This is a genomic window from Paenibacillus sp. FSL F4-0100 (assembly GCF_037993005.1).
Classification (GTDB): Bacteria; Bacillota; Bacilli; order Paenibacillales; family Paenibacillaceae; genus Paenibacillus_AQ.
This window is the reverse complement of the sequence record NZ_CP150303.1, coordinates 2,485,670-2,498,267: the sequence shown is the minus strand read 5'-3', so window position 1 is coordinate 2,498,267 and position 12,598 is coordinate 2,485,670. Positions and strand designations below refer to the sequence as shown.

General features: G+C 49.5%; 9 protein-coding genes. 1 reads left to right on the top strand and 8 read right to left on the bottom strand.

Annotated elements, in window-relative coordinates; genetic code table 11:
- Window position 1: 1 nt before the first annotated feature.
- From MHH48_RS10990 to MHH48_RS10955, 8 genes are all read right to left on the bottom strand, one after another.
- On the bottom strand, window positions 2-1,489 hold the full coding sequence (locus tag MHH48_RS10990) for a polysaccharide deacetylase family protein (RefSeq protein WP_076320820.1): 1,488 nt from the start codon (window positions 1,487-1,489) through the stop codon (window positions 2-4).
- A 426-nt stretch (window positions 1,490-1,915) separates the two neighbouring features.
- Window positions 1,916-2,824 carry a hypothetical protein gene (locus tag MHH48_RS10985; protein ID WP_256720395.1) on the bottom strand — a complete coding sequence of 303 codons (909 nt, stop codon included), beginning with the start codon at window positions 2,822-2,824 and terminating at the stop codon, window positions 1,916-1,918.
- Between the two features lie 17 nt (window positions 2,825-2,841).
- Window positions 2,842-4,203 carry a nucleotide sugar dehydrogenase gene (locus tag MHH48_RS10980; protein WP_076320818.1) on the bottom strand — a complete coding sequence of 454 codons (1,362 nt, stop codon included), beginning with the start codon at window positions 4,201-4,203 and terminating at the stop codon, window positions 2,842-2,844.
- Between the two features lie 176 nt (window positions 4,204-4,379).
- Window positions 4,380-5,186 carry a response regulator transcription factor gene (locus MHH48_RS10975; protein WP_076320817.1) on the bottom strand — a complete coding sequence of 269 codons (807 nt, stop codon included), beginning with the start codon at window positions 5,184-5,186 and terminating at the stop codon, window positions 4,380-4,382.
- Between the two features lie 61 nt (window positions 5,187-5,247).
- Window positions 5,248-6,615, bottom strand: a complete 1,368-nt coding sequence (locus MHH48_RS10970; protein WP_244878917.1) for a glycosyltransferase — start codon at window positions 6,613-6,615, stop codon at window positions 5,248-5,250.
- 43 nt (window positions 6,616-6,658) lie between these two features.
- Entirely contained in the window at window positions 6,659-7,852 is a 1,194-nt protein-coding gene (locus MHH48_RS10965) for a HEAT repeat domain-containing protein (protein ID WP_076320816.1), read from the bottom strand.
- Between the two features lie 18 nt (window positions 7,853-7,870).
- Window positions 7,871-10,129: a hypothetical protein gene (locus tag MHH48_RS10960; RefSeq protein ID WP_076320815.1), complete on the bottom strand. Its 2,259-nt coding sequence runs from the start codon at window positions 10,127-10,129 to the stop codon at window positions 7,871-7,873.
- Window positions 10,130-10,898: 769 nt separating this feature from the next.
- Entirely contained in the window at window positions 10,899-11,420 is a 522-nt protein-coding gene (locus MHH48_RS10955) for an HPP family protein (RefSeq protein ID WP_076320813.1), read from the bottom strand.
- Between the two features lie 149 nt (window positions 11,421-11,569).
- Here MHH48_RS10955 and MHH48_RS10950 point away from each other — a divergent pair, with 149 nt between their 5' ends.
- Window positions 11,570-12,526 carry a GntR family transcriptional regulator gene (locus tag MHH48_RS10950; protein WP_076320812.1) on the top strand — a complete coding sequence of 319 codons (957 nt, stop codon included), beginning with the start codon at window positions 11,570-11,572 and terminating at the stop codon, window positions 12,524-12,526.
- Window positions 12,527-12,598 lie beyond the last annotated feature (72 nt).

Below are 12,598 nucleotides of genomic sequence, written 5' to 3'. Positions count from 1 at the left end.
CTTATTCCATCTCCATTGCGGCTTTGTCCTGCAGCTGCATCATGTCCGCCATTTTTACAAACGTATATCCTTTATTCTTCAGCCCTTCCAGTACACTTGGCAGAGCTTCAATGGTATGAATGTCATCCAGCATATGCAGCAAAATGACGCTTCCCCGTTGTGTCTTTGTCATTACCCCGTTCACAATATCGTCGGCACTATTGGAAACATCCCAATCCAGCGTCGTCACATCATACATCGCAATGACCGGGTAACCGGTAGCCGCCAGCGCTTTGGCCCGTTCATCATCAACCACGCCGGTCGGCGGACGAAACAGCATGACAGGCTGCTGTTGTATGGCCTCCGTAATGACCTGGTGGGCCTTGACGACATCCTTCTGCAGCTCTTCGGGCGTTAGCGATGTCACGACGGGATGACTGTAGGAATGATTAGCCACATCATGTCCGCCTTCCACCATCGCCCGCGCCAAATTCGGGTTGCTTTCCACTCCTTTGGCCCGCAGGAAGAAGGTGGCTTTCACGTCATGCTCCGCCAAAATATCAAGGATGCGGGTAACCGTTTTGTCACTACCGAAATCATCAAACGTCAGGGCAATTTCTTTTTTGTTCGTATTGACTTTATAAACCAGTTCATATTTCGCCTGTTCATAATCCGGGTTCATTCTCGCAGCGTCGTATCCCGGAATTAACTCGAGCGGTTTTCGCTCGCCGCCATTTCGCACCAGCTCATCCAGCGTGACCAATCGATATCCGATATCGTCCACTGCCTGGGCGATGTATTTAATAGAAGATATCACTTCGGGATTGACGTCGGTATTCATGGAAATAATGCCGCCTCTGGAGATGAACCTGGTCACATACTCTCCAATCTCTTCAGCACTCTGCATGTTGCGGTCCTTAGGATTGATGTTATAACTTACAACAGCCTTCATCCCGAGATGCGCGGCTGCCAGTGGCACTTCTTCCGGATAATCGCCGGAGCGTGTCCGAACATAGCGGGGCTGGGCGCCCGTTTCCCGCTCAATGACATCGTTCGCAAGCTTGATCTCCTTATAGATCTGATCGTAATCAAGCTGATTCATATCGAGCTGATTGAGCGTATTGTTCTCAATTTCATGACCTCTGGACAAAATGGCATCCGCGATGTCCGGTTCCTCCGCCACTCGGATGCCCGGAAGAAAGAAGGTCGCCTTGATTCCGTACGCATCCAGCTCATCGATCAGGGCCATCATGGTCGCTTTATCGCCCATGCCGTTAAAGGTAAGCGCTAATTCTTTCTTGGCCGTATAAACAAACGGGATTTCCCTACTCTTCTCTCCCGTATACCGTTCCACTTGTTGAACAGCCGCTGTCGAACCGCCCGCTTCATCGCCGGGAGCTTGCTTACCTCCAAAAAGACCGCAACCACCCAATAACGCCAGGGTTAACAACAGTCCGGTCATTCTCGTAAGTATGTATAACTTTCGGGTTTTACTAGAATCTCTTTTCATCTGGATACTCCTTTTAAATTTCAAACAGGGTTTTTCTTAAAGCCCTTCCTGAATAAACCAATAGAATATATCACCAACGTATCATAATTGCTATAACTTTTTTGAAAAATTCATGAATTTTCATCATTTTCATATCTTTGAATTACAATAACGAACCCCGGTCGTCCAGCTTATGTAATCCGTTGTCCCATGTTTTTTCAAAACCGACTCCTACCCCTTGCCGCTTGATGATTCACATTATAGAATTCAGTTCTATACAATTTCTAAACAATTTCCGTTTCAAACCGGGGCCTCCCCCCCTGTCAGACAAAAAAAATACCTTCGAAAGTCTATAAAGACCTTCGAAGGTATGTTGAATAGTGAATGATTCATGTTGTTCATGCTGTTACCATTTAACCTGGAAATCGTAATGGAATCTCATGCAAATCAAGGCTCTTCCCCAGCCATCGCGGTTCGTTTGTGAACCCAAGCCTGGTAGTGATGGACGGCCATTCCCGCAAAGGAGGAATGGTCGCTGCCAAGTTTGGCGGCACGCAGGGCTTCGTCCTCCATCTCCTGTTCGCTCTTGGCAAAGAAGGTCAGATGCTCGCCTTCCTCCGTATCCCCGAGCTCCATGCCGATCCAGACGGACTTGCCGAGTTCATCCGCCTGCTCCAGCTCTTCCTTGGACAACTCATACATCTGCTCCCCGCTGTCCCGGTACGCCATAACGGCAATCGCGTCCGTGTTCTGGATCATCCAGCGGCTGAAGGAGTCGGCATCCGCGCTGCGCGGTCCAGGTACCTTGTCCAGCCAGAATGGAACGGCGGCACTGAACGAGAGCCCCTGACGCTTCGCCTCCTGCACCCAAACCTCCATGTTCGCGCTCCATTCTTCCACCACCTGTGCCTGTTCGCGGCCCCATCTCCGGAGCACATAGGGCTCGACATCGAACTGCACGCCCTCGAATTTCTCCTCAGGCGCAGCCGTACGATTGTACGCTTCCAGCCAGGTCAGCAGCTCCATCCCTTTTCGCCGGCCTTCTTCATAAGCCCAATCCGGCTGACCGTTCAAGGCGTGAACACTGATGCCCTGCTGATGTGCTGCGGCCACAAAATGGCGGTACTCCTCGTCCGTCACCTCTTGTTGAATCTGCAAAAAGATCGTTGTAATGCCTTCCCTGCCGCTAAAGGCTACAATCTCCTCCGTTTCACTCCGGATCAGACTTGCATCCCACAGCCATGTAGCCTTGTTCTGATTCACCTTGCCTGACGGGAGAAGAAAAAGGATCAGCAGCAAAAGACAGATGCCGGCAACCAGGATGATCCACTTCGCTTTTGCATGTATAGGCCTCATTCTTCTCGTCCATTTCATTAGATCAAGACAGCCTCACCCGGCTCAGCTACATGCTGAACAGAATGGCCGATCTTGTAAATATGAGGTTCGGCGAACGCTTTAAATGCATTTCGCGTATCTAAGATCGGCACGCCGGTCGAAGCGATTGAATGATAATCCAGATTGCTGTGGTTTGTGATGAGGACGATGCAATCGTAACGGCTGAATTTCGCAAGATCATACTCCACGCTGTGAATCATCCCGCCTTGCTTATCCACAAAACTGTGGGCATACGGATCGTAATAATCCACATAGGCACCATTTTCCTTGAACTGTTCATATACTTCAAGACCCGGAGATTCACGCAAATCGCTGATATCCGGTTTGTAAGCCATGCCTAACAGCAGGATATTGGAGCGCTTGATCGATTTGGCATATTCATTCAGAATCGTAGCCGCCTTGTTGATCACGTAGTAAGGCATATTATCGTTGGTGGACTGTGCCAGCTCAATGAATTTGCTATAGAAGCGAAAGCCCTTGGCCTTCCAGGACAGATACATGGGATCCAGCGGGATGCAATGGCCGCCGATGCCAGGTCCCGGATAGAACGGCATGAATCCGAACGGCTTGGTTGCCGCTGCATTGATCACTTCCCATACATCAATGCCCATGCGGTCACACATCATGGCCATCTCGTTGACAAAGGCAATATTCACGCTGCGGAACGTATTCTCCAGCAGCTTGGACATTTCCGCCACTTTCGGGTTGCTGACGGGTACCACCGTCTCCACGTATTGCTTGTACAACGCTTCGCCCAACTTTAGGCAGGCTTCCGTCGTTCCGCCGATGACCTTCGGCGTATTCCGTGTATTGAACCGGCTGTTGGAGGGATCGACCCGTTCCGGCGAGAAGCACAGATAAAAGTTTTGGCCAACCTTATAACCGAGCTTCTCAATCGGCTGTTGAATCAGTTCCTCCGTGGTTCCCGGATAAGTCGTGCTTTCCAGCGTAATTAACAGATTAGGCTTCATAAAGCGCTTGAGCTGATCGACTACCATTGTAATGTAGGAAGTATCCGGGTCCTGATTCTCACTGAGCGGCGTTGGCACGCAGATGCTGACCGCGTCAATCACAGCAATCATGCTGTAATCCGTTGTCGGCTTAAAGCGTCCGGTTTCCATGCATGCCGCAAGCTCTTCGGACGAGATGTCCGTAATATAGGACTCGCCGCGGTAAATTCGGTCAATTTTGTCAGAATCCAGATCGATACCGATGACCGTGAATCCCTGTCTTACCATTTCTACAGCCAGCGGCAATCCTACATAGCCCAGTCCCACAACACCCAGAACGGCTTTCTTATTCTCAATGGCACTCAATAAAGTTTCATATTCCTCATTCACAAGTATTCAACCTCCATCGGATGTATAGTCTATTTGTCTATTTCTTTTGCCCATTCGCCAAAAGACAGACCTCGTTTTGTTGAACTCTCTCCTTGCGATTAAAGAACCTCTCAGCTCAAGTAATCACGTATCATTCATCAATTCTGATCAAACTAAAAGCGTTAATAACGATGTGTTTAATGAAGGCAGCGGCGGATGCGGGCATCCAGCTCCACCGGCGAGAACGGTTTGGTTACGTAATCATCCACCCCGTTTTGGAAGCATTGGCTGATCGTTTGCTCCACACGTTTTTCGGTTAATACCACAATTTTCGGCGGTTCCTTCACATCCAGCTGCTGGATATGATGAATGAAAGGCAGTCCATCGATGCCATGCAGATTGAGCTCGGTCAGCACAAGATCCGGCTCCCATTTCGGGATAAGATCCAGTGCCTCCAGACCATCTACCGCTTCAAGAGTTTCATAACCTTGCATGGTCAAGCGGATCTGTAAAAACTCCCTCACCGTGGCATCTTGATCCACGATGAGAATGCGGTTTTGACCGCTGTCTGCTTCCTCCTGCGTAAATATATGAATATCCGAAGAGGTGCTGAGCTTGGCCGCTTCCGCCATCTGCTTCAGCGTCAACGCTGTCGGCGCTTCGGTAAGCGCTGCAAGCGTAATACGCGGATCTGCTTGCTCCAAACGGCCTTGCAGATGCTGCTTCAGGAGCAGCGCCTGATAATGGGCGGCATCCAGCGAATATCCAGGCAAGGTAACAGCCAATACACCGGTATTGGTGTCTTGCAGTACCTCACCATTCACGCCGGACAGCTGGTCCACAAAGCTTTGAACCTCCGCCAGCCCAGCCTCCGTCTCGGACGGATTGCCTGCACAGTACAGAAACAGCAATGCTGTCCCATGGCTATGGTTTCTCACTTCCTTCTCCAGGCGGCCGTAAAAATCAAAGGCCTGCACGCGTTGCAATGTTGCGGATTGAGACATAACTGTAGGTCCCACCTCTCTTTATATTTTGATGCTGTTACATATGAACCGGGCCTTGAAGTCAGGCAGCCTTGTTCTTATCTTTCCAGCTCTGCCGGGTCATGGTACCCCATGAATTGTTGTTTTGCAGATATTGAATATGCCCCTGCACTCTCCACAGCACACCTAACTGGTGGTAACCCACGAATTTGAGTGCCGAGAAGAGGAGCATCTTCACCAGATCGGACAATTTGGTATACCGGCGGAAGGCCATCTCCTCCAGGATGAGAGCGCCCACGCTGAGCAGGTACCCACTTAAAAAATTGACGAGTCCAAACACGACCAGCACATGCCAATTTGTCATATCCAGCAAAACATATCCAAGCAGAGCCAGAAGGCCCGTAATTCTGAAGTAAGGGTTTAGCGCTTCAAAAATAACGTTGTAGGGCATCGTCAACAAGCCCATGACTTTATATTTCGGATTGAACACCATATCGCGGTTCTCGATCATGTTCTTCAAGTTTCCCCGTCCCCAGCGCTTGCGCTGATTGGACAAAATATTGTAGCTGTCCGGCGCTTGCGTCCAGCACACCGCTTCCGGGCAAAAGGAAACGCGATATTTGATTTTATTTTCCAGCATATAGCGGTGCAGCTTGATAATGATGTTCATATCTTCCCCGGGGTAACCTCCCCGATAGCCGCCCACCGCAATGACATAATCTTTGCGGAACAAGCCGAAGGCTCCCGACACGATGATGAGTCCGTTGAAATGACTCCACCCGATTCGTCCTCCCAGGAAAGCTTTCATATATTCGATTGATTGGAACATCGGCCATATCCGGCGCGGCAAGGATACGTCCTTAACCTCTCCGTTCTCAATCACGCAGCCATTGGCGATTCGAACATCCCCGCCGATGGCCACCGTTTCCTCGGGGTTCTCCATATACATGCGGGCCATCCGAATCAGCGCATCCTTCTCCAGCAATGAATCGGCATCGATGGAAGAAATCAGCGGATAACGGGACAGGTTAATGCCCGCGTTCAATGAATCCGCCTTACCGCCGTTCTCTTTGTCAATGAGGTAAAGCTGCGGGTACTGCGGATTATAATAAATGCCGCGAACCTTGTTCGTATTGATGTTGCCGCGGACCTCCGGATTAGGCAGCAGTGTCAAACCGTACTCCTCAATCAGCACCTTCAGGGTCTCGTCGGAGGACCCGTCATTAATGACGATGACCTCGTAGGTTGGATAGTTCAGCGTCATCAGACAGCGGACATTCTCCGCGATGGTCAGCTCTTCGTTATAGGCCGGAACCAGCAAAGATACCGATGGAACCAGTTCCGAACCCGAGAGCGTATTGTATTTGGAATACGTCGCGCGTCTGAAAATATCTTTAATATTTCTGAAAGAAAACATCAGAATTACAAAATAAAGCGCGCTAACGATCATGACGTAATATATCGCCACCATACCGTAAGTGAGCAGGATATCTCTAAGCAGTGTAATCTCCTCCTACTCCTGCAACTGTGCCGATCCGTTTGTTCGTTTGAACACCGAAATAACGATCGTACACCAGTTTCTTTTTATTAAAGGCCACCATTTGCTCAACTTGCTCGTATTCGCCTTCGTTGGACATGATCCGTTCGATCCGGTACAAGGCCGTTTCCCTGGCCGGACCTTCTCCTGTCAACGCGGCTTGGCACAATGTCTCGAAGCCTTGTTCCCCCAACATGGCCAGGCTCTCCGCGCTGTTGTTGCGCACATGCCAATTCTCGTCCTTCAAGGCGGAAGCCAGAATCGGAATGCTGCCTGCGGCATGAAGCCGTCCCAGCGCTTTTGCCGCTGCTGCGCGTACTTCCCACTCATGATCATTCATGAGCTCCGCAATGGTATCATCCTTCAGGGCCGGGTAGGAGCCAAGATACAGCTTGACCGCCTCCGCACGCACGTCCTTTTCCTCGGATCCAACCAATCGATCGAGTGCCGGCACGACAGCCGGAATGGCCTGCCCCCACATGGCTACAAGCGAAACCTTGACCAGTCCAGGATCGGGATCATCCAAGAGCTTGCGCATAAGGCTTGCCGAATCCAGCCGGGTTTCAAGCAAAATATCTGCAGCCATATGATGAATGGCTTTATCGTAGGACAGCAGCTTGGACAACATTTCTCGAATTTGCTGTGACTGAACTGCGCTTTTGGCAATCGCCCGTGCAATGATGATGGTCATCGGACCATATTTCGAACGGTTCATCAGATGCTGAAGCTGCGGCACGGCCTCTTCCGCGCGCATCCCCCCAAGGCGGTAGACCGCTTCAATACGGCGGTCTTTCCGCAGGCTGGATAATGCCCGAATCTCCTCTTCCACAAATCCAGCTTCCCGGCATAAGCGCAGGAGCTTCTCTCTGGCGTCCCCTTTGAATTGCTCGATCCACTCGATGAACTTGGCTTGAATGACTCGGCGCTCTGCCGATGTCAATTTGCCCGGCGGAAGCTCCAGCGTCGTATCGTCATGCAGATGACTCTGCACATACACAAAATAATCATGATGTTTTTCTGTTAAGCGTTCCGTTTCTCTTTGTATGGCATTGTGCTTGATCTTCATTTGGAACAACAGGATAATGCCGGCTGCAATAAGGCCGAGACATACATAGGCGAAGACGTATGCCATTTCTAAATTTGAAAACATATCCGATGGCTCCTCCTTTTATTTAGCATCTGGTTCCCGCTCCGTTTCAGGCAGACGGGTGAATATGTCCTGCATATCATAATAGCTTTGTTTTAATCGTTCACTGTACTTGGTTGCTTCCCACAGCTCCCAAGTATAGGGTTCGATCTCCTCCAGGTTGATGGATTCCGCCGATCCTGACGCTGAATCCCCGTTGTTCTTAGATCGCTGTGCGATCCACGGAACCAGCCGGATCCCTTCCGCTGTGATCGTGTTGAATGTACGCTTGTCTTGAAGCGGACTGTAATCCAGCACCTGCAGCGAACTCGGATCCCCGAATCCGAGCAGCATCCAAGGGATTCTCATCTCAACGAATCTGTCTTGATACTGCCAGGCTGTAAGAGAATTAAAATCCGGAGATTGCGGATCACTGGTCCCCCGTTTCAGCATCCCTACTCTCTCATCCACAAACGGATGGGAGAAGCGGGTATCCGGCGGATTCATCAGCAGGCTGATGGCCAGCTTCCAGGAATGAAACGAACCTCCAGGCACTACAGGATCATCCTTGGTCCCCTTGGCTTCCTCACCTGGCAGCATCCAATATCCCTCCTTACCGTACAACCGGCTGTGGAAATCGTATGATGGTGCTATGGTGACCTGGGACTCATCCTCTTGGCCTAACTGAATTAAAGTTTCCAAAGCCCCGCCTTTGAGCGTTCGTCCAGCCAGCTCTTTCTTGGGAATGTCGCCGCCAGGGATCGTGTCTGCACCGATAAAGAGCTTGGAACGTTCGGGATCAAATGCTTCTTCCAGTTCCATCCCGATATACAGATAGGCCTCATCATGCGTCAGCTTCATGCTCTTGACGCCCGGAGCTGTTCCGGACCAGGTCTTGACTTCCCCTTCGGGGACCTTATCCCAATCGCTGAGATCTCCGTCGATCGTGATCTGCTCTGCCTTGCCCGGCTGCATGGCAAGAACGCCGAACATCTTCTCATTCGTCAGCACATTCAACCAGAATGCCCGGCGGTCTGCCGGTATTTCAAAAGGCATCGTATTCCATGTCTTCTTGAACCATTCGTCCTGCCACATGAACAAGATGGCCCCGGAATAACCTTCGTCGTAGATATCCTGGGTCAGCGAGACGTTGACCGAGCCTTGCTCAGCTTCGTCGTGTCCCCCTTGATCCTTACCTCCAGGACCATGGTGTGAAATACCGATGGATGACGGTACGCCGTATTCGGTGACCATAATCGGCATATCCTCGAACGCTGCCTTCAATTTTCGCAAGTAGGCTTTGTACGTGTTGTATCCCCCATCCCCATCGGGAATGGTCTGTAATGTTTTGTCCGTACGGAAAAAATCCGGATAGTACGGATACACATGGTATGCGGCAAAATATCCTGCATCCCAGTTCACCGGTTCTACATGCCTCGCATCGACAGACACCAGGTCTTCCTCAAACAGCGGTTCCCCCGGATGCTCAAGCACATCCGTTGTGACCCAATTGGTAAATGTCATCGGATGCTGCCACCCATACTTCTGCTCCTCGGCAGCCGTATAGTCCAATAAAGATGCCAGCCAATTCTCGAAGGGACTTGCGTCCTTCGTCCCCGAGAAATAGGACCCCTCATACTGAGGAACATCCTTATGTACCGTGTTGGTGTTATCGACCATGGTAGGGTCCCATTCGGTTCCCACATGCCAGGCCATTAGGTACTTGCCTGCATTGACCTTATATTTGCCACTCGACTGTCCATGCTTCGGCTCAACGTTGATATCACCGTAGACAGCAGCAACAGCCTTCGATATCTCCGCTTTGAACGTCTGGATGATTTCTTCGTCATACGCATCCTTACGCTCGATTAGCTGCTCCTCCGGTGACCAAATGCCCTGCATGAAGTACAAGGGGTCATCGCCTTTATCCCGGTTATATTTCACCAGTGCAGAATAAAAGACCGGATTATGCACGGTGTAGACCCTGATTACATTCGCTCCCATGTCATCAATCTGTTTAAACCAGTGAAGGTAATCCTCCTCCGTTGCCGGAAGCTCACCGGGATAATGTCCAGGTACGGTTGCCCCAAGATTCACGCCTTTGGCAAAAACCTCTTTCCAAACTTCGTCATCCTCATATACCAGAAAGGAGGTTCCCTCTGTTTTGAATTTCATTTTCACACCGTCCGCATCCGCATACGTTTTTAATGACGGCCGTAGATATCCTTGAATTACAGCGGCACCGCAGAGAAGCACTATAGTACAAAGTGCTGCGATCACCCACCATTTTCGTCTGCTCATCGTCTTCGTTGCTCACCTGCCCTTTCTATGACATGCTGTTGCTGCACCGACATATGACGACTGAGCCATACTCGTCATTCTATAGCCGATGCGTTCCCGATACCATATTCCTTCTTTACCAACTTTTTCAGTAACGATAGTAGTCAAAAAGAAGTAAAACAAACCTCTTCCATATTTTTCCCCCGATAAAACCTACCGCTGCCTCCTCGTCCCTGTCATTTGACAACTTCACAGCCTGATGTTAGGTGTGTGCATTGAAAGCATCCCAGCCCGGATAAGGCTGGAACCGCACGACTTCATTCCATTCAGAGGAACGCAGCGAGATGACGAAGATTTTCAGAAAATTTTCGTGAATCATAAGGTTAAACGCAGAAAAATTGCTGAAGTTCCGGTCATTTTTACATCATTATCCATAGTTATTACAAATTTGATACCAAAGTCGTATAAAAAATCGGCTGAGAACCGCATTCTGTAAAGGTTTGGCAATATTAACCTTTTATACAAAATAAGAATAGAGTCCTGTACCGGGATTGTGTAATATTCTATAGATTTGACACCCGGGATCAAGTGGTAAGTATCTCCTATTTTTTATGATTTCGGTTTGGATTCCCTCGCATTGTGGTATATAAATTAGTTTGGGAAATTCCAGATCTGCGGCAAAACAACATAAAACAGACCCGGTCCCTTGTAGATCCGAGTCTGTTGTTAACGATATAGGATTGAAGATATTACCATGATTACCGTTTATTCATCAAAGAAAAAACTGCCTTCACCACCAAAAAGTCGGATATCTTCGCTCCTTTACCGCATTATTGACGAGCAGAGCCACAACCACGATCATGACCGAGCCGGCAAGCACCGGCGTAAATAAGAATGACCAGCCGCTGCCAGCCATAATGACAACCAAGGGATCTGCACCAGCCGGAGGGTGGGTCGTCTTGGTTATGCCCATCAAGCTGATCGCCGCTCCCACACCAATGGCCATAGCCCAGATTCCGTCCCCCAGAACCTCAAGCGTTACAAGTCCCGTGAAAGTGGAAATCAGATGCCCTCCAATGAGGTTCCTTGGCTGTGATAGCGGCGCATCCCAAACCGCAAACGCAAGCACACAGCTCGCACCAAAAGGTGCCATGATCCAAATACTCTCTGCGAGCGACGTCAGAAGAGCTAATAACCCGATGGAAATAGCGCCGCCGATAAAACCAATGGCAATATTCATGGGACGGACGGTCAACGGACTTCTAGCCCCACCTTTCATTTTTTGTACATATGCTGCTACCTGATCCTTCATCGTAACTCCTCCTATATTCATAATTAACTAGTTATTTAGTTATATAAAAGATAATGACTTACATCCATATATGTCAATACTTTTCTTGATAATTGACAAATAATTATGTAAAGTTAAATTACTAGTTGACTAGGAAAGAAGGTTTTGTTATGCCGCATAAACTCATGCTTCGAGTCGACCCGCACGCCACCCTTAATGTCAGCACACAGGTCAAAGAGCAATTAAAGTGGTTGATTGGGATTGGACAGATCGAACCCTTTGATATGCTGCCTCCGGCCGGTGCGCTGGCGGATCTGCTGGGACTGAACCGCAACACCGTAAATCTGGTCTACAACCAGCTGAAGGATGAGGGGATCGTCTCGATGCATAAGGGTAAAGGTACGCAGGTATTAAACAACGAACAGGTAGAAGAGCTCAGAACTCGCAGAAAGCTCATGCATGAGCTGGTAAAGCGAACGACGGAGGAGCTTAGCTCCGTTAACATCCCCGCGAGCGAGTTCTTTGCCGCATCCCTCGCCTATACACTGCTGCAGGAGCCTGTCCTGAACACGAAACAGCGGATTTTGTTCATCGAATGTAAAGAACATGATTATCCCTTTTATCAGAAAGCGATTGAGCAAATGACGGGTGCCGAAGTGAAAACGGTATTTCTGGAGGATCTGTTGACGGGAAAACAAGCCTTATTCGAGGCACTGGAGTACTCAAACCTCATAATCACGACATTAAACCACGATAACGAAGTAAAGGCCCTATGCAGCAAATACGACAAAAAAGTATCCGTCATTGGCGCGAATGCGGAAACGTCGGTCCTACTTGATATTGCCCGGCTTACACCAGGAAGTAATATCAGCTTTGTCTGCTTGGGTAAGGCAGGTGCACAGTGGATGGCCAGCCGCATGGAAGAAGCCGGTATTGAAGGGGTCTACGCCAGCTTGGCTGGACTGGATAATCGGGAGGACCTACTGCAACAGATCGAGGAATCTGATCTGGTCTATGCATCTGCCGCCGCATATGAAGAGGTTCTAGCCTTATCGCCCGGGAAAGTGAAAATGTTTCCTATGACGCTGGAAAAAAGCAGCCAAAGCATTCTGAGAGAGATGGTCTGAATTCTATAGGAAAAAACGCCCAATGTTAAACAGGGGCGTTTTTAACTTTGGAATATATCCATCCGACCGCTG

Coding starts and splice junctions, on each gene's coding strand:
- MHH48_RS10975 (WP_076320817.1), bottom strand. CDS start 5,186: ATGTCTCAATCCGCAACATTGCAACGCGTGCAGGCCTTTGATTTTTAC.
- MHH48_RS10955 (WP_076320813.1), bottom strand. CDS start 11,420: ATGAAGGATCAGGTAGCAGCATATGTACAAAAAATGAAAGGTGGGGCT.
- MHH48_RS10970 (WP_244878917.1), bottom strand. CDS start 6,615: ATGATCGTTAGCGCGCTTTATTTTGTAATTCTGATGTTTTCTTTCAGA.
- MHH48_RS10990 (WP_076320820.1), bottom strand. CDS start 1,489: ATGAAAAGAGATTCTAGTAAAACCCGAAAGTTATACATACTTACGAGA.
- MHH48_RS10960 (WP_076320815.1), bottom strand. CDS start 10,129: ATGAGCAGACGAAAATGGTGGGTGATCGCAGCACTTTGTACTATAGTG.
- MHH48_RS10965 (WP_076320816.1), bottom strand. CDS start 7,852: ATGTTTTCAAATTTAGAAATGGCATACGTCTTCGCCTATGTATGTCTC.
- MHH48_RS10985 (WP_256720395.1), bottom strand. CDS start 2,824: ATGAGGCCTATACATGCAAAAGCGAAGTGGATCATCCTGGTTGCCGGC.
- MHH48_RS10950 (WP_076320812.1), top strand. CDS start 11,570: ATGCCGCATAAACTCATGCTTCGAGTCGACCCGCACGCCACCCTTAAT.